The organism is Bacillus sp. FSL K6-3431, from assembly GCF_038002605.1.
In the GTDB taxonomy this organism is placed as follows: domain Bacteria; phylum Bacillota; class Bacilli; order Bacillales; family Bacillaceae_C; genus Lederbergia.
On sequence record NZ_JBBOCT010000001.1, the window covers coordinates 3084421 to 3102812 of the forward strand.

The window sequence follows — 18392 nt, forward strand, 5'->3', positions numbered from 1 at the left end:
ATTAAGCTTTTTGATGTATACATCATCTATTGTTTTGACGTAAGCCATACTTGTGCCTGTAAAACCCGTGATAAAGCCCACTTTTCATGCACTCGCACATGGTCATTAAGATAAAATCCTTTGAGTTGCTTGACGTTCTTTCCATTTCGCTTGCTTGTCACATTCTTGTTCTTACGATCTTTTCTTGCAGTCGCTTCATGCAAGGATCGTTTCTTTTTTCGAAATTGCTTGATTTTGAAACTACTTTTCTCATCGTTCTCAATAGATGGAATACAACTGATCGCTATGGATCATTCGCATGACTTTTCTCTAATCCAAGTTCTATCCGTCTTGGTGTCGTGATGGAACCATAGGTGATATTCGCTTCTGGATATTTCGTGGACACTCGCTTTCGGAACACATTCATGAATGTCCCTTCTTTGTAGCGTGGAAGCTTCTTTCCTTCTGTCATCCATTTCCAAAGAATTTTTCCTTTTTGGTGATTCTCATGCGTATGACAATCGGTACAAACCGTAATCAAGTTATCCGTTCGGTCTGTTCCACCATGTGAACGATAGACAATGTGGTGGGTGTTCAAAAGGCCACCATTTTTCTTACACACTTGGCAAGTATAGGTGTCTCTTGCAAACACGAAATACCGCACATCAAGATAACAATTATGTTTGTCCTTTTTGATAATCTACGCCCTGAATGTCTGGGTTGATCATTTTATGTGGACGAATTTCCCTACTTCAATGATTAGATTTGGTGTTGATACAAATGAACAAAACCTGTCTATCCAAAAAAACGTGTTATCTACTCGACTGCAAATACTTGGCGGTAGCCAGCCTTCTTCTCGTTTGCGGTTGGAAAACCTTGCTTGACGATACCGTGTCTTTCGATTTCTCCTTGAACGTCTGTATATACGTCTCAGTATCTAGTAAGCTCTTTATATCTTGGCGTAATTCGATCTCACCTTTGGCAAGCACGTTTTCATGTGATGTGATTGCTATACCAACATGTTTGGCACCTAAATCAACACCAACGTTGACCACTTGTTGATATCCACTTCTGCCATAAAATAATTTGATTGTAAACGGTTTGTAAGAAACAACCATTGCTTTCTTTTGTTTTAGCAATATTCTTGCTTTTCTTGGTTTGCATGGCATAAGTGCATCACCATGTTGATTTTGTACGAACACTAACATCAAGTGTTCCTCCTTTCTAGGAGTTGTTACCCTTCGCCAATGTTGATAAGACTTTGCGGTTTATACCGCCAAAATCAGGTTGACCGCTCCTCCCCATTCAAAGCTATTACAGAGCCTGCACAGAGCAACGAACTAGGGTATCATCCGAGGGTGTGATAACCAAACCAACGTAGTTTGTGAAAAACTTAGGCTAGACAGCTAAAGGCTTTTTCAAGCCCCCACTTCAATCAGACCGAAAGGCCGATAAGTGGCGGGTAGTTGACTGATCTAGCTGATTATACTTTAATCCAAGTGGTAGCGGGGTTGGTTGCTTACAAGGTGCTGTTACTAGGACGTGTCGATCCGTTTTTGATGATTCAAGTATGGCGTGCGAAATATCAAGCACATGCCTTGCTAATTCTCCGCTAGCCCTATGTGGTCTCACAGTTACAATCGCAGTCGCCATATCAGCAATTCCAAGTCCTCTGCTATCTTCTAAATAACCGTGTGAGTATGGAAATTCTTTTTCTTCACCATTCGATAAACTTACCTTGACCGTTCCACCGAAGAAATTCGGATCTTGGATAGAAAGAATACCTTCTGTCCCATATACTTCCATTTTGGGGGCGTATCCAAAACTTTCCTTAGCCGCGAGAAGGTGAGCTGTTGGGCCACTTTCAAAGTCAATAATTGCAGTCACATTCATTGGTGCTGTAACCGGAATCGTTTGACCATAATGAGGAGATTTCATATTTTTAACATGAAGTTCTTTATGAACTTGTCCAATAGACCCAGAAACCCTTCGCGCAGGTCCAAGTAAATGAACCATAGCCGTTAGCCAGTAGGGGGCCATGTCGAATAAAGGATCCCAACCGAAATCCATAAATGAATGTATATTTGGATGCATGTCATTCCACGCTGGGCCCATTAAAATCGATCCACTTGCTGCATAGACTGTTCCAATCCATCCGTCATCAATAATTTTGCGGGATGTTTGCAGCTGGCCGCCAAGAAATGTATCCGGCGCACTCCCTACCATCAATCCTTTTTCCTTTGCGAGTGCCAGTACTCGATCAGCATCTTCAAGCGACAAAGCGAAAGGTTTTTCTGTGTATACATGCTTCCCCGCTTCTAATATTTTCATATTCACTTCTGTATGTGCCTGTGGAGAGGTTAAATTGACAACAATTTCAACTTCTGGATCCGCTAATAATTCATCTACTGTGAATACATTTGCAATACCAAACTGTTCCGCTCTTTTTCTGGCCATTTCAGGAAAAACATCAGCAACTGCTACTACTTCTAAGATGTCAAACGTTTCCGTACAATTCTTTAAATAAATCTCACTAATATGTCCACAACCTATAAAGCCAACTTTTACTTTTCTCATAAAATCACCCTTATTTACTAGATTGATAAACTAACTGTTTGTTTTTAGTAATCCCATCACTTCTGTTAATCTCATCAGCTGTAAGGAAAAGGTGGGGTAGAAAAACTTATACTACATCGAATCGTTTCGATTTACATTATATCAATATGGGAATCCGCTTTCAATCACTTTATAGAAAATTTTGTATTTTTACATAAATCGTGAAATTTCACTTTATTTATATAAAAATAGAAGTGACATCTCATTTTTTATCTTACATGGGAGGTCACTTCTATTTTACTATGCACGCGAATTTAAATTTCGCAAAACATTATATCCAAAACAGTAAATGCCAATAACTGTGATAACACCACCAATCGTTGCTATTGGGAAAAACACTGGACTCACATCTAAAATGGCTAAGGCAATACCTATCATCATAATCGGTAAGCCCAGATTGTGTAGCCAGAAATGAGCCTTTGCAGCTGAGGTCTTAGCAAGTTTAGGGAATAATATATATAAAATACCTGCAATTGCAAGTGACATCCAACCAAGTAAATTAACATGTACATGCACAGTAGCTAAGCTAAATACATGAAAAATAGACATATACAGCCCAAAAGAGATTCCGATCAAAAAATACACCACGGAAATTTTTATTAATTTTCGGCCCATACTATCCCCCCTTATATTCTTCACGTTCTAATATATGATGGTGGAATAGTTTGTATGTTTATTAAGGAAAAGATTCTTCTATCGGTGGAGTTATTGGGAAAAATGCGTATGTCTGTATATGATCAATCCATACTTTCGCATTTCTCCCATTCGGATCGGATATCCATAAATCCCCTTCATCCTCGGTAATGACATTTTTTCTTAACCAAGTTACTTTATTTATGGATGGTAAAAACATCGGCTGATAATCTCCTTTGCCTTCAGGAGGTGAGGTTATTTTCATTTGCATTTTCCCGCTTAATTTCACATCGTATAAAGCCGGTTTAGGGCGTTTCTTGAAATCATTATTCCATTCACCTTCCTTTACCCTTGAAACAATAAGAGAAGTATCATTCACCCATGTAAAGCCTATTTCTGCATAATTTGCGGGTGTAAGATTTAATGTATGATACGCAGGGAGTTCCGTTACTTTCAGATCCTTATTTTTAAAGCCAAAAACAATCCTACCCCCACCAGCAATATAACCCAATATATTTTTATCATATGCCCATTTTGGATTTTCTAAATGTAAAATCACTTCATCTATTACTTCAAAATCTTTTCCGTCTACAGTAATCACACAGAGCAAATCGCTATCCATTGACCAAGACGCAGTTGGAGAGACAATAAAGGATATCCAATTTACGGTAGGTGAAAAGGCAAATGAGCTTGCGTTAATGGATAATATGTTTACTTTTTACTTTCCCGTTGCTAATTTCTTTAGGTATGACAAATAACCTTTCTACATTCTTGGTTAAGTCCGTACTATTTTGATACCCTCCCTCTATTGAAACGGTGTATAGGATTGGATTTGTCCAACCATCGGGACGAAGTATTGCACTGGAAGAAACAATAAAACTTTTCCCATTCGGATGCCATTCATAACTATCTACCCCAGATGCAATATTATAAAATGTTTGTAAATCAGATATATTTAATATTCCACCTTGCTCGAACGCGATGATATTTTCGATTGGAGACCATTTTGGATTGCGTCCATCATAGAAAATTTTATGATGCTGTTTTGTTTCCAGATCATAGACCCACAATTCGTTTTGAGTTTCTAGATTGGAGATCTTCTGGCGCAAACATGACAACATTCATATTCCCAACATACTGACTTAATTTTTGTTGCTCAATATGATTAAATCTTGCCTTTTTTTTTGCATCCGGTGCTGGTACTTCTTTTTGATACAGAAACATTTTTCCGTCATGGGACCATTGTGGAGGATTAGGATAAGTGGCTTTCTGCTCTATCAGTTTTACTTCTGTATCATCTATTCTCGTCCATAAATATCCATCCCTAATAAAGGCAACTTTTACATTAGAAGCCTTTGACTCAGCACGGATAATCATCGAAGGAGAAAACAGAAAATAAATAATAAGGATACAAAACAACTTATTCAACATTAAATCATCTCTTAAATAGTATCTTCCTTAACGGAAAAAATATTTGAGAGGGAATGGTTATCTGACGCGCTATTGAAGCGCACCACCAACATCATATTGATTTAGATCTATATCTAGTTTTTCTCCCAATGCGATTTTTGCAAGTTCACAGCCAAGATAAGGGCCCATAGTAAGACCAGAGGCGCCTAACCCATTGGCAACCAAAATATTTTGATAGTTAGGAAGTGGACCGATAACAGGCAGGAATCCAGGCGTAAATGGTCGAAATCCTACTCTCGTTTCAATGTAAGTACTATCTGATAAACCCGGAGCAAACTGCAATGCTTTTTGAAAAACTTCCTGCATCCCACCCATTGTCGTACGTAAGTCGAATCCAGTATTATCTTCATGTGTTGCACCCGCAACAATTTTCCCATCATTAAATGGCACGATATATTGGTTACCCGGTGGCATGACGACCGGCCATTCTTTTGTATCTAAATCAGATAATTGTAAATGAACAATCTGGGCCTTTTGAAAGTTGACTTGAAAAGTGATACCCATTGGTTGTAGAAGTTGTTGTGCCCATGCACCACTTGTTACGATTACAGTATTGGCTGAATAGCTTTCCTCTGAGGTTTTTACCCCTATAACCTTATTTCCACTGAATAATAAACTTGCATCGCCCCTTACGATTGAAGCGCCATGTCGTTTTGCTGATCTTAGTAAGCTATCTCGAAGGGCCCTCCCGTCCACACGTGCAGCACCACTTATATGAACGGATCCATATCCATCATCAAGTGGAGGGAATAACGCGCTTGTCTCTGATGGCGTGAGTACCTGAATCTGCCCCATTTCCGGAGCATCTTCCATTCGTAACAGTGCGCGCTTCTCCATCTCAAGAAGTTTTTTGCCATCCGTATGGATACTGATCGCGCCTACACGTGCATATCCCGTGTTCGTTTCGCCTTCTTTTTCAAGACCCCTAATAAGTCCCGGATAAAAACGGGCACCATTTTTAGCAAGTGTATACCAGGCTTGATTACGCCTTTGCGATACCCAAGGACACACAATACCTGCAGCTGCATCTGTAGCTTGACCTTGGTCCTTTCGGTCGATGACAGTAACATCCGCGCCTGCTTTTGCCAAATGATAGGCTGTTGATGCACCAAGTATTCCAGTACCGATTACGATTATTTTTTCCATTATTAACACCCTTTTCTTTTCGCACCTCAAATATTACCGATTTCTCCATTTCAAGTCTAGTTATCTTATCCTATATTTACCGTTAAACATACAAAAAGACAGCTGACAAAATGTATGTCAGCTGCCCTGAATATATCTATTAAAAAATTACTTACACCCACCACATTTCAGCAGGTTGTTCTTTAATTAACACTGATTGTAGATTGCTTACTGCACGTTGAAAGCCTTCCTCTACAGACATTAATGGGTCTTCGTGCTCAATGCTGACAACATAATCGTATCCATATGTGCGTAGCGCACTCATCATATCAGACCATTCTTTCACGTCATGTCCGCAGCCAACTGAACGAAACATCCAAGCTCGAGTTTTCAACTCGCCATATGGCTGCATGTCTGTTAGACCGTACATATTGACATTGTCTTGATCAATATACGTATCTTTCGCGTGAAAATGGTGAATGGCATTTTCTTTACCAAGGATTTTAATTGCGGCAACTGGATCAATCCCTTGCCACCACATATGACTTGGATCTAAGTTCGCTCCAATAGCCTCGCATGTTAGGTCTCGTAGCTTTAACATTGTATGTGGTGTATGTACAAGGAATCCACCATGTAATTCAAGGCCAACTTTTACATTTCTATCTTGGGCAAATTGTCCCCACTCTTTCCAATATGGAACAAGTTTTTCTTCCCATTGCCAGTTTAGAATATCGCCATATTCATTCGGCCATGGTGTAACAGGCCAGTTTGGATGCTTTGCTCCTTCATGGTCCCCAGGTGTTCCTGAAAAAGTATTTACAACAGGTACATTCATCATTTCAGCTAACTTTACAGTTTTGACAAATGTTTCATGACACGTTTTCGCAAACGCCTTATCAGGAGTTAAAGCATTTCCGTGACAGCTGAATGCACTAATCGTTAATCCTCTTGATTCTATTTGTTTCATATATTCCTTACGTTTTGTTTCACTTTCCAACAGTCCATCTAAATCACAATGAGCGTTTCCAGGATAATTACCAGTGCCAATCTCTACTGAGTTCAACCCTGCTGCTTGGACATGGTCAAGCATTTCTTCAAAAGACTTTTCTGCAAATAATACCGTAAAAACTCCTAGTTTCATTTGTTCATCACCGATCCTTTTTATTTTATATTCTAGTTTCTATATCTCAAAGCTGACCAACCTCAAAACAACGTTCCTTTCTGAACTAGTTCACACTAAATCCTAAGGATTGTTAGGGTATTTACATTTCCCAAGTTAAAATTATTGTATTGGAACAATTCGTTTTGTTTTACTTGATTCAAGTGCGGCTAGCACAACATTTAATGACTTCATACCTTCTTCACCATTAACTGGAGTGTCTGTGTCATTCAAAATACTTTCCACGAATAAATCAATTACATGAGAACTATTTTGTCCGCCTTCATCGTTGGATTGAATTTTACCAAGATCCAACTTCTCTACTTCTCCATCGCTATACTGAATGATTAAAGAATAGTCTGGATCGTCTTCAAGTCTTAATACAGCTTTTTCACCATAAATAATCGTAGAGTTGTCCTCTTTTACAAACGCCCAGCTTGCTGCAAGCGTTCCAATAATGCCGCTCTCAGATTTCAATACGCAAATCGCATTGTCATCCACTGTGCTATCTTCTTTTGCACCGGACTCAACAAAGGCACCAACTTCAACAAACTCTTCACCAAGTATATAACGCATTAAATCTGTCTTGTGTACACCAAGGTCCCCCATTGCGCCAATAAAAGCCTCTTCTTTTCTAAAAAACCAACTTTCTTTACCGTCTATACTCCATCCTTCTGGACCAGGATGTCCAAATGCAGTTCGGAAGCCAAAGATTTTACCAATTTCACCTTTTGCAATAAGTTCTTTAGCTTTACTATGTGAAGGAACGAAACGTTGGTTATGTCCAATCATGAGTTTCTTGTCATTTTTCTTCGCCGCTTCAATCATTGATAATGCTTCTTCTTTAGATGTAGCCATTGGCTTTTCACAAAGAACATGTTTACCAGCATTTAATGCAGCTACACTCATTTGGGCATGCAAGTAATTTGGTGTACAAACGGAAACAACATCAATATCCGCTTCGGAAAGCATTTTTTCATAATCTGTATAAGCTTTTGCACCTAATTTTTTAGCAGTTGCCTCTACACGTTCTTCAAGAATGTCACAAACAGCAATAATTTCTACGTTTTCATTTGCTACATATTCAGGAAAATGACGATATTTCGAAATACTTCCACAACCAATAATACCTACCTTTAATTTTTTCACAAAAGTTTCCTCCATATCAACTAACTTTTCAAAGCTTACCTTCCTTTTAGGTATATATCGCCTCTTAATTTTATTACTTTATCTCCTCAAGTGGCTTAGCATTTCCATATACAGGTCGTTTACGATCAACCGGCTTTGCCCACTGTACAGCATTCGTAATAACGCGCTGAATATCCTTATTGTAATAGGTAGGATACGTTTCATGACCAGGACGGAAGTAGAAAATCTTCCCGTTTCCACGACGATATGTGCATCCGCTTCGGAATACTTCTCCACCTTCAAACCAGCTTACAAATAATAGTTCATTAGGAGCAGGAATATCAAAATGCTCTCCGTACATTTCTTCCTTTTCAAGTTCTATGTACTCGCCGATTCCTTCAGCAATTGGATGGCTCGGATCAAGGACCCAAATACGTTCCTTCTCATCCGCTTCTCTCCATTTTAAATCGCATGAAGTACCCATAAGTTTTTTGAAAATCTTTGAAAAGTGGCCTGAGTGAAGAACGATCAATCCCATTCCATCTAATACTCTTTGCTGTACTTTATTTACTATCTCATCGGCTACTTCATGATGAGCCATATGGCCCCACCATATAAGTACATCGGTTTCATTCAATACTTCCTCCGTCAAGCCATGTTCTGGCTCGTCCAGTGTTGCCGTTTTTACATCGACTCCAGCTTCTTGCAGAAATGTAGCAATCGCTTGGTGGATACCTTTTGGATACACTTCCTGCACTAGTGGATTCGTTTGTTCATGTCGATTTTCATTCCAAACCGTTACTTTCGTCATTAATAATTCCTCCCCATTTATCTTTTTTGACTCAAAAGCCAAGAATAGAATTCCGGATTATTATAGGTTTCTGTCCAAGAATCATGATTAACCTCAGGATATACGGTAAATTTCACATTACCTCCAACCATTCGAAGCGCTTCCACCATTGCTTCACTTTCTTCAATCGGTACAACTTCATCCTTATCCCCATGAAAAGCCCAAACTGGAACATTTTTTAGTTGTTCTAACTGCTCCGTGGAACCGCCACCACAAATTGGCGCTATAGCTGCAAATTTCTCAGGGTATCTTCTAGCAATCTCCCAAGTACCGTACCCTCCCATACTTAAACCGGTTACATATATCCTCTCTATATCCACTCGATATTTATTAATCAAATCATCAAGTAATGCGATGATGGATTCTAAATGTAATATCCAATTCGAGTATCTTGCAATGCCAAGCGGACATTGCGGAGAAACAAGAATAAATGGGAAATTCTGTTCTTCGGCAAGCTTTGGCAGCCCATGTACTTTCACTGCATTTAAATCGGAACCACGCTCCCCCATTCCATGCAAAAATAGAACAAGTGGATAGTTGCTATCAGGCTTCTGATTATAATCAACTGGCATAGATAATAAATATTTCAGATTCATTGCTTTTTTAACTTCGACATCTTTTTGAAAAGAACAGGACTGTTGCGTTATATGAATGCCCTCCTTTTTGTTCAATACTTTCTATGCAAACGTATAGCACAAGTATAAAAAAAACAATCGAAACGTTTCTATTTAGAATATAACATCTTTCTATTCAATTGAAAACCATTCTTCCAAACTTTCATTTATTTATTTTTTCCTATACTTTTAAGAGGATGTTCAAAAAGTCACCAAATGATAAACTGCGAATTTCTTCGTTACTCGTTTTTTCCAGTTCTCACGTATTAAAAGCATACGCTTTTATCCTCAAAACCTTCGCGCCTCCCTCGAACTTCTTGTTTCTAATTTGGCACCTTTTTGAACACGCATTTTAACAAATTATTAATTGGTATGTAGGTATCTTATTTAATGAGCGGGCGTGAAGCAATGTTCCCGCCCTTCCTATAAAAGTTACTTTTAAACTGGCTTAAATCCTTCTTCTCTTAAATAACTTTCTGCCTGTTTCAGTGATTCAAAACTTTCTTCCAAGTTAAGCCCCATATAAATATTCCAAAGCATATCTTCATGCATGAGTATTAGTGTCTGCCCATCGCTATTGCCCCACTTTTGTTCAGTCACCATTTCTGTCTGCTGAACCTCTATCTCTTTCCCTTCAGCAAGGTACTTAATGGAGTCAGTAATGATCGTTCTCAACTCTTCTTCTGATACCTCTCTAATATTAACAAGACCTCTGGAATCTGTATCATATTTCTCAAGATCACCAACATACACAAACCCATTTCCATTTGGATGAAGATAATGTACTACAATTGTTTTATCAAATAAGCTTTCAGCAAAATGGTAGTTTAACCGTTTCATCGATACCTCTTTACGTATTAACTGTGGGAATGTTTCGATGATCGCTTGTTTTTGTTCGAACGAAAGCATGTAATAACGCCTCTTTTCTAATAATATTCCTTACAATTAGTATAACACGCAACAACTACAACAACACTACGAGACAACGGACGTGAAGGAAACAGATTAGTTTGAGATAATAGACAAAGTATCGGAGGGATGGTTGTAATGACACAATTAAAAAAATTAAACACTTTAAATGAATGGAAAGATGTATTGAGTGATTCTAATGAAAAGCCAGTTCTTGTTTTCAAACACAGCACTACATGCCCAATAAGCGCTTCAGCATATGATGAATATAAATCATATGAAACTGATCTCGATAAATACATTGTAGCAGTAATCGAAAGCAGGCCCGTATCAAATGAGATCGCAAACGACCTAGGAATTACCCATCAATCACCACAAGTTCTCCTCCTTCAAAAGGAACAGCCATTATGGAACGCTTCACATTGGAAGATTACTGGACAGGCATTGGGGAATGCGGTTAAAGAACATATAACTGAATAGAAAGATATGCAGAGAGCTTCTATCGTTTCACAAACGTTAGAGGCCTTTTTTAATGTTTAATTTTCGATTTTTAACACGATACTGCTTCCATATGATAAAATTCACTGTTTATTATCATCGTACTTATTGACTTTTATTTTTCCTTGGGTGTAAAATGTTTCCCAATGGAAACTTTTAATATATCTTGCATATTATCGTAAGAAGCAACTTTTTTTAGATTGAATTCAACGAGCAAGAGGAGTAAATACAAAAATGACTGATAACTTAATTATGGCATTTAGCCTTACTTTGTTGGCCGGACTTGCTACAGGGATCGGCAGTGTTGTTGCGATGTTCACATCCACTACAAATACAAAATTCCTCTCATGGTCACTTGGCTTTTCTGCGGGAGTGATGATCTATGTTTCAATGATTGAAATTTTTGTAAAAGCAAAAGACGCCTTAACAACTGCACTCGGTAATGAAACAGGTAACTGGGCCACAATAGGTGGCTTCTTTGGTGGCATGCTTTTAATCGCCTTCATCGACAAATTTGTTCCAAATCAAGGAAACCCACATGAAATAAAAAAAGTAGAAGAAATGAAAGGAAATAATGTTCACGATGCTGAATTGCTAAAGATGGGAACTTTCACCGCATTAGCGATTGCTATTCACAATTTTCCCGAGGGAATCGCCACGTTCACAGCAGCTTTACAAGATCCTGCTCTTGGAGTAGCAATCGCAATCGCAATTGCCATTCATAATATTCCTGAGGGTATTGCTGTAGCTGTACCCATCTATTTTGCAACTGGGAGTAAGAAAAAGGCATTTAAACTTTCATTTTTATCAGGACTTTCAGAGCCCGTTGGCGCGATTATTGCCTTTCTAATTTTGATGCCTTTTTTAAACGACGTCGTATTTGGAATTATATTTGCATCTGTTGCCGGTATAATGGTTTTCATCTCACTTGATGGACTCTTGCCAGCAGCAAAAAAGTATGATGAAGCACACACATCCATTTATGGATTAATCAGCGGAATGGTGGTTATGGCCATCAGTCTAATACTCGTTATTTAAAAAGAAAAGCCGAAAATGAACTATCCTATATCTAGAAAAGGGATTCCCGATTAGGATGGAATCCCTTTTTATTTGACAGGCAGATTCTTCTTTCTCCTTTTAGACATTTTCCTTTTTTGATAAAAGTATACAAACGGTAACAACGCGACTAATGAAATTGGTAGAGCATATTTTTCAAAATCTGTTGTAATAATACCATTCACAACTAAGCACATCAAAAAAATATATATCGCATTCCCAATTACCGTTGCTCCTAAATAATGAAACATTCTAATCGAACTTGCGCCACCTGCAATATTAATAAAACTAGAAGGGACAAACGGAATCAGCCTCGCATACAGCATAAATAAAAAACCATTACTTTCAATTTTTTCCTTGATACCTTTATTTATTCGCTCACCCAAAATTGACTGAAGCCAATATCGATATAAGATAAACGCAACGACGCTACCTATAATACTTGTCACCAAGCTCCAGAAATAACCATGTATAAAGCCAAATAATAAAATATTAACAGCTACGATCAAAATTAAAGGGACAAGCGTAAATAAATTCTGAACCATCATCAACACGAAAGTAATCAGTACTGTTATATGTTGCTCCTCACCCAAAAACGCTTCGATCTCATCCATATCTGCAGTCTTCAAGATCGAGAACCACTCAGTATTAAATGCCCAGATTACGAGTAAAGCGATAGCTAGAAAAGAAATCACTCTTAATAGTATTTTTATCATTATCCCTCCAAGGAGACAGAACTATTTATTTAATAATAAAAAAAGCAAGCAGGATAGCAATAAACAATATGCAATGGATTGCTTATTGACGATTTTACAAAAGCTTCAATTTCCCTCATGCTATAGTTAAATTATAACAAGAAAAGAGGGATGGATAAATGAATAATACTACCACCATCGATAATATTATTAATGATACGAGAAAAAAATTTGGTTTAAGCAACTATCATCTATATAGAACTCATTTCTTCAAAAAAAGCAATGTTTATAATGAGGTAAGGTATACATATAGTATGGAATGGTTTCCGAATGATGTATCACAAATAGCAGATGAGGATACTAATCCCACTGGAACGGCTTGCATCGAGTATGATTTGCATAATCACTCATATGAATCTGTTATCTTTGTCGGCGGAGTTTCTTATGCAGAGGGAATAATATATAAAAATAATCTCAAAGACGTCACCCATTGGATCGAAGTAGAAACAGGATTGAGAAATGAGCAGGACTTCCATCTACAAAAAATAGACGAGCAGACCTTTTATTTTCAGGGAAGTATAAATGGGATTCCTTTTTCACCATCCAGTACTATCGAGATAAGAGTAGATCAAAATGATAAGCTAACCCTTTTCTCGATTTATGGTGACTTTCCTAATAAAGACCTAGTTATCGAAGATAATTTCACATTGACAATCGATGCTGTCGAGCAGATAGCAAAAACACAGCTAAAATTATTAGAATTTCCCACGGACGAAGACAAACAACTGCTTCCAATTTATGGGGTAGAGGAAATATATATTGCCAACAAAGAAAGCAAAACATTAGATTTTCAGCTTGATGAACGTTCACGACTATTGATAGATAAAACCTTAAACTGGGAGACTCCTCTCGATAAACCTTTTATGAGAAAACAATTGGAATTCGGTTCGGAAGTGACAATGGAACAAGCCTTTTCTAAGGAATTTGATATAGATAGTCACCCTATTACCGAATCAATCCAGGCACAATGCATTATCGTTGTAAGGGACTTTTTACGCCAAGTTTATCCCAGCGAATCAGGGAAATGGACTCTAAAATCACTACATCGTAATAACGGATATATAGATGCTGTCTTAAAATTGCAAGTGCAGAATGATTACAAAATTTTTCAAAGGAAAATAATCGTTATGATTAATGGAGCCACTTTGGATGCTGTAAATTATATAGATAATGAGTCTTTTCTTGAAATATATCAAGACTTTACAGCCATTGAACCAACAGTGGAACATCACATTGCATATGAGGAACTCAAGCCATTCATTACTTTAACACCGGTCTATGTTTATGATCTCCATCAAGAGAAATATATACTTTGCGGAAAATTAGATTGCGAATACGGTGTCCATGCTGCCACGAAAGAAATCATTGCGCTAAGAGACATTTAGGGGGAGAAGCCTTTCGTCCCCCCCAAGCTGTATTATTTAAAGTTAAAAGCCTTCATACCGCGAACTTTCATTTCCACACGAAACAGTCCCCCTGCATGAGGCTGATTTTTTAATTCTTCCTCGTTTAAGCCTTGTCTTGCGGTGGTAATATATAACTCATTCAAATCCTTACCACCAAACGTACAAGAAGTAACATTACTGCAAGGTACGCTAACTTCATCTATCTGCTCACCTGTTAGTGGGTTCCAACAAGATACTTTCCAGCCGCCATAATGAGCAATCCAAAGCATTCCTTCTTCATCGATCGTCATACCATCCGGAGCGCCTTCTCCATTAGGAATAGTGATTACATACTCTCGAAATGTAATCTCACTTGTTTGTATATTAAAATCATATGCAGCAACCTTTTTCGTCGGCGTATCAATGTAATACATGATATCATTTGTAGCATTCCAGGCAATCCCATTAGAAATAGTGACAGGTGCGACTTTTTCCTTTACATGACCATCGGGATAAACACAGTATAAAGCGCCTTCATTTTCACTCCCTTCAACATCCATCGTCCCTGCCCAAAGTCTGCCACTAGCGTCACATTTTCCATCATTAAATCTAATGTCTGGGTTATCATTAGGACTTGCAACCAAAGTCAATTCCTCTGAAATCAAGTTAAATCTATATACCCCGCTATGCATCGCCAATACTACCTTTTCTTTGTTTATTGGCACAACTGTAGTTACATATTCGTTAAATGACCACGTTTGGAGGTGCTCCGTTTTAACATCATAGCTTTGCATAGTTTTCCCGTTAATATCGACCCACATGAAACGTTGATGTTCACTGTCCCATGTTGGACCCTCTCCAAGCATATGCTTCATATCCATCCAAATCTGAGCTTCCATTTCAAACCTCCTGTTTATCGATACTTTATTTTTCAGCTTCCTGTACGGCTTTGATCCAAGTTTGAGCCATTAATAAATCTCCACCAGAAGTCATATGTACACCATCTGTTGTTAATTTAAATCCTGATTTGTGTCGCAAATAAGTTTTAAAAGCTTGATGAGTCGGCACTACTATCGCCTTGTATTCTACGGCTAAGCGATGAACAGCCTCTATATACGGTATAAGCAGGAGGTTCCCTTTAGAATCAAGGTCCTCTTCAATAACCGTAGGCTCCATTAATATGATGCCTGTTTTCATTTCTGCCGATAGTTTAGATAGTAACTCCGAATAAATCTGCTCGTATTTCTCTGGATAAATCTGTTCAAGATGTGGATTATCAAGCTGTCTCCAGACATCGTTAATGCCAATCGAAATAGAAACCCAGTCAGGTTGAAGATCGATTACATCTTCTTGCCATCTAGCTGCCAAATGATCAACTCTATCGCCACCAATTCCTTTATTCAGAAATTGTAGATTTGCTTCTGGTTCTGTAATGGAGTAATAATCACGGATTAGCCGCACATAACCATGCCCCATTTTCTCAGGATCTTCTCTTCTCCCAGCATCTGTAATGCTATCACCAATCAAAACTATTTTATCGTCATTGTTGAAGTTCAATATAATATCCCCCTAAAAATATTCATATAAAAATGTAAACAAATACCCTTTCTTAGCATTTGATTCCCCTGGTATGATACTTACTCATAGTAAACTTTTTCACCACACCCTTTACATTAAGATTTTACATAATAGTATTGTATCGCAATCCACCTGGTATTGTTATACTTTTCTGATTATAACAAACAAAAAAACGACCGAATTATCTTCAGTCGTTACGATTTACCTTATTCTTCATCGAGTAAATCATCTGCTAGATTGACAGCATGATCGCCAATCCGTTCCAGATTGCTAACAATATCTACATAGATAATACCTGCGGTTCCAGAACATTGATTTTCATTCAATCTTTTTATATGCTTTTTGCGGAGATCACGCTCCATTTTATCAATCAACTTCTCATTTTCTAATACTGCTTTCGCTTGTTCAACATCATTTGTCTCAATCGTTTTGATTGATTGTCTAATAGTTGAAGTCGTCAGGTCAAACATTTCATCTAGATCAGCCATTGCTGAGTCAGAAAATTTAACCTTACTATTTATTTGGTGATCCACAAGTTCCATGATATTTTCCATATGATCTCCAATACGCTCAAGATCCATCACTGTATTCATAAGTGTGTGATGTTGCTTAATATCCTGATCTGATAAGGAATGATATGAAATTTGGACCATATATTCAGTAATTTTCTTATCCAGATTATTAAGTGCGTCTTCGATTTGTGGAATTAGTTCACGATGTTTTTTACTTTGTGTTTTATAATAATGGCCAGCTTCCACAATCCCTTGTTCTGCAAGCTCCGCCATTCTTATCACTTCTTTTTTGGCTTGTCCAAGCGCTACAGAAGGTGATTGACGAATAAACTGTTCCCCAAGGTGAACTGGTTTATGTTCAATTGTTCTTTCCTCACCTGGTACTAGCTTCGTTACAATCCAAGCCAATCCAGCAATAAATGGGAATTGAATAATTGTATTGGATATATTAAACGTCCCGTGTGCAAAAGCAAGCGTCATTTTAGGATTTAGCCCTAGAGAAGCTTGAAAATATTCGATTAGAGCAGTGAAAGGTACTAAAAGAATTAAAACTAGAATTGTCCCAATCACGTTAAACATAACATGTGTTAATGCAGCGCGCTTTGCAGCAATTGAAGCACCGATCGAAGCCAATACAGCTGTTATCGTTGTTCCAATATTATCGCCGAATAAAACCGGCAATGCAGCATGTAAGTTGATTGCACCTTGATCGAACAATGTTTGTAGCAATCCTATCGCAGCTGAAGAACTTTGAATGATAACTGTTAAAATAACTCCGATTAATACTCCTAATAATGGATTATCACTCATGCTAACTGTTAAATCAGTAAACATTTTAGCGTCTTGAAGTGGCTCCATTCCATCGCCCATTAATTTGAGACCAAAAAACAAAGCTCCAAAGCCAAAGAAAACTTGCCCAAAATTATTTACTTTATGATTTTTAAAGAAGAAGATTAGGAAAGCTCCTAATGCAATGATTGGTAGCGAGTACTCGGATATATTAATACCGATAATAAACGCGGTTGTTGTTGTACCAATATTTGCGCCCATAATGACGCCTATCGCTTGCCTTAAAGTCATGAAACCTGCCGTTACTAAACCGATGGTCAAAACGGTTGTTCCAGAACTGGTTTGTAGCAAGGTAGTGACAACGATACCAGTTAAAACTCCCATGATCGGTTTTGTCGTGAATCTATCTAATAGATCTCTGAGTCCATCTCCTGCAACTTTTTGAAGCCCATCTCCCATGGATTTAATTCCATACAAGAAGATCCCCAAACCACCAACAAACGTAAATATCACTGTCTGCAAATCCATCTCTTCATTCCTTTTCATCGTATTCGCTTATATTTCCGCAAACTTCATACCCTTATTCATATTAATGAAAGATTAGACAATTGTAAACAATAAGTTACCCTCTGTTAAACTAAGGAAAAAAGGCTATAGTAAAGGAGATACAGGTAAGCGATTACATAAAATTGAATGAATGCGATTTGATATAACGAAGGACCTTCTTCGATGAATTTCGACTCAGATTGATGTATGGTTATTTGTTAGTACCTATATGACAGGAGGAATAAGAATGAGATTACAAAATAAAAAAGTAATTGCGCTTATCGAAGACGAATTCGAGGACTTGGAACTTTGGTATCCTATCTTAAGACTTCAAGAAGAAGGCGCAGAAGTTCATTTAGTAGGAAAAGAAGCCCACAAAAAGTATATAGGTAAATATGGCGTCCCTGCACAATCTGACTATTCTTTCTCAGAAATACGCGCAGAAGATTATGATGCGATACTTGTCCCTGGTGGCTGGGCACCAGATAAATTAAGAAGATATGAAGAAGTGCTAGAATTTGTCCGTGTGATGGATAAAGCAAAAAAGCCAATTGGTCAAATTTGTCATGCAGGTTGGGTGCTTATTTCCGCTAAAATCCTCTCTGGTAAAAAAGTAACGAGCACTCCCGGCATCAAAGATGATATGACAAACGCTGGTGCAATGTGGAGTGATGAAGCAGTTGTTGTCGATGGGCATTTAATCTCTAGCCGTCGCCCACCTGATTTACCTCCATACGTTAAGGCCTTCGCTGATATATTAGCTGAACAATAGCATAGTCAAAAAGCGGCC

20 protein-coding genes and 2 pseudogenes are annotated in these 18392 nt (G+C 37.9%); 4 read left to right on the forward strand and 18 right to left on the reverse strand.

Annotated features, from left to right (window positions below; all coding sequences use genetic code 11):
- Positions 1-283 precede the first annotated feature (283 nt).
- The 14 genes and pseudogenes from MHB53_RS15065 to MHB53_RS15130 form a co-directional block, all read right to left on the reverse strand.
- Positions 284-577: an HNH endonuclease gene (locus tag MHB53_RS15065; RefSeq protein ID WP_340919792.1), complete on the reverse strand. Its 294-nt coding sequence runs from the start codon at positions 575-577 to the stop codon at positions 284-286.
- A gap of 126 nt (positions 578-703) precedes the next feature.
- Positions 704-916, reverse strand: coding sequence for an RRXRR domain-containing protein (locus MHB53_RS15070; RefSeq protein WP_340924743.1), 213 nt, complete (start codon positions 914-916; stop codon positions 704-706).
- A gap of 55 nt (positions 917-971) precedes the next feature.
- Positions 972-1187: pseudogene (locus tag MHB53_RS15075) on the reverse strand (RRXRR domain-containing protein); the annotation flags it as partial.
- 223 nt (positions 1188-1410) lie between these two features.
- The gene (locus MHB53_RS15080) at positions 1411-2556 is read right to left on the reverse strand and encodes a Gfo/Idh/MocA family protein (protein WP_340919794.1); all 1146 of its coding nucleotides are present in this window, start codon (positions 2554-2556) and stop codon (positions 1411-1413) included.
- A 279-nt stretch (positions 2557-2835) separates the two neighbouring features.
- Positions 2836-3210, reverse strand: a complete 375-nt coding sequence (locus MHB53_RS15085; RefSeq protein WP_340919797.1) for a cytochrome-c oxidase — start codon at positions 3208-3210, stop codon at positions 2836-2838.
- A gap of 61 nt (positions 3211-3271) precedes the next feature.
- A complete protein-coding gene (locus MHB53_RS15090) occupies positions 3272-3850 on the reverse strand; it encodes a hypothetical protein (RefSeq protein ID WP_340919798.1) in 579 nt (192 codons plus the stop codon).
- Positions 3851-3923: 73 nt separating this feature from the next.
- Positions 3924-4337 carry a hypothetical protein gene (locus tag MHB53_RS15095; protein ID WP_340919800.1) on the reverse strand — a complete coding sequence of 138 codons (414 nt, stop codon included), beginning with the start codon at positions 4335-4337 and terminating at the stop codon, positions 3924-3926.
- Positions 4321-4410, reverse strand: a pseudogene (locus tag MHB53_RS15100) (hypothetical protein); the annotation flags it as partial. The pseudogene MHB53_RS15100 and the gene MHB53_RS15095, both read right to left, overlap by 17 nt.
- A gap of 318 nt (positions 4411-4728) precedes the next feature.
- Positions 4729-5844, reverse strand: a complete 1116-nt coding sequence (locus MHB53_RS15105) for an NAD(P)/FAD-dependent oxidoreductase (RefSeq protein ID WP_340919802.1) — start codon at positions 5842-5844, stop codon at positions 4729-4731.
- Positions 5845-5995: 151 nt separating this feature from the next.
- The gene (locus MHB53_RS15110; RefSeq protein ID WP_340919804.1) at positions 5996-6964 is read right to left on the reverse strand and encodes a sugar phosphate isomerase/epimerase family protein; all 969 of its coding nucleotides are present in this window, start codon (positions 6962-6964) and stop codon (positions 5996-5998) included.
- 141 nt (positions 6965-7105) lie between these two features.
- Positions 7106-8131, reverse strand: a complete 1026-nt coding sequence (locus MHB53_RS15115) for a Gfo/Idh/MocA family protein (protein WP_340919807.1) — start codon at positions 8129-8131, stop codon at positions 7106-7108.
- Between the two features lie 73 nt (positions 8132-8204).
- The gene (locus tag MHB53_RS15120) at positions 8205-8921 is read right to left on the reverse strand and encodes a ThuA domain-containing protein (protein WP_340919810.1); all 717 of its coding nucleotides are present in this window, start codon (positions 8919-8921) and stop codon (positions 8205-8207) included.
- Between the two features lie 17 nt (positions 8922-8938).
- Positions 8939-9631 (reverse strand): carboxylesterase family protein, encoded by a 693-nt coding sequence (locus MHB53_RS15125; RefSeq protein ID WP_340919813.1) that lies wholly within the window; start codon positions 9629-9631, stop codon positions 8939-8941.
- A 381-nt stretch (positions 9632-10012) separates the two neighbouring features.
- Positions 10013-10483, reverse strand: a complete 471-nt coding sequence (locus MHB53_RS15130; protein ID WP_340919815.1) for a hypothetical protein — start codon at positions 10481-10483, stop codon at positions 10013-10015.
- A 138-nt stretch (positions 10484-10621) separates the two neighbouring features.
- Between MHB53_RS15130 and ytxJ the strand changes: the two genes are divergently transcribed.
- Positions 10622-10963 carry a bacillithiol system redox-active protein YtxJ gene (gene ytxJ / locus MHB53_RS15135; protein WP_340919817.1) on the forward strand — a complete coding sequence of 114 codons (342 nt, stop codon included), beginning with the start codon at positions 10622-10624 and terminating at the stop codon, positions 10961-10963.
- A 252-nt stretch (positions 10964-11215) separates the two neighbouring features.
- Positions 11216-12019, forward strand: coding sequence for a zinc transporter ZupT (gene zupT, locus MHB53_RS15140; protein WP_340919821.1), 804 nt, complete (start codon positions 11216-11218; stop codon positions 12017-12019).
- Positions 12020-12087: 68 nt separating this feature from the next.
- Here zupT and MHB53_RS15145 read toward each other — a convergent pair whose 3' ends face one another.
- The gene (locus MHB53_RS15145; RefSeq protein WP_340919823.1) at positions 12088-12753 is read right to left on the reverse strand and encodes a TVP38/TMEM64 family protein; all 666 of its coding nucleotides are present in this window, start codon (positions 12751-12753) and stop codon (positions 12088-12090) included.
- Positions 12754-12911: 158 nt separating this feature from the next.
- Here MHB53_RS15145 and MHB53_RS15150 point away from each other — a divergent pair, with 158 nt between their 5' ends.
- Positions 12912-14177 (forward strand): hypothetical protein, encoded by a 1266-nt coding sequence (locus MHB53_RS15150; protein WP_340919825.1) that lies wholly within the window; start codon positions 12912-12914, stop codon positions 14175-14177.
- Positions 14178-14209: 32 nt separating this feature from the next.
- On the opposite strand, the gene MHB53_RS15155 is transcribed toward MHB53_RS15150, so the two are convergent.
- The 3 genes from MHB53_RS15155 to MHB53_RS15165 all read right to left on the reverse strand — a co-directional run bounded on the left by MHB53_RS15155 (position 14210) and on the right by MHB53_RS15165 (position 17584).
- The gene (locus tag MHB53_RS15155) at positions 14210-15076 is read right to left on the reverse strand and encodes an SMP-30/gluconolactonase/LRE family protein (RefSeq protein ID WP_340919827.1); all 867 of its coding nucleotides are present in this window, start codon (positions 15074-15076) and stop codon (positions 14210-14212) included.
- A 25-nt stretch (positions 15077-15101) separates the two neighbouring features.
- Positions 15102-15734: an SGNH/GDSL hydrolase family protein gene (locus tag MHB53_RS15160; protein WP_340919828.1), complete on the reverse strand. Its 633-nt coding sequence runs from the start codon at positions 15732-15734 to the stop codon at positions 15102-15104.
- 227 nt (positions 15735-15961) lie between these two features.
- Positions 15962-17584 carry a Na/Pi cotransporter family protein gene (locus MHB53_RS15165; RefSeq protein ID WP_340924746.1) on the reverse strand — a complete coding sequence of 541 codons (1623 nt, stop codon included), beginning with the start codon at positions 17582-17584 and terminating at the stop codon, positions 15962-15964.
- Between the two features lie 265 nt (positions 17585-17849).
- Between MHB53_RS15165 and MHB53_RS15170 the strand changes: the two genes are divergently transcribed.
- Positions 17850-18374, forward strand: coding sequence for a type 1 glutamine amidotransferase domain-containing protein (locus MHB53_RS15170; RefSeq protein ID WP_340919830.1), 525 nt, complete (start codon positions 17850-17852; stop codon positions 18372-18374).
- Positions 18375-18392: the final 18 nt, after the last annotated feature.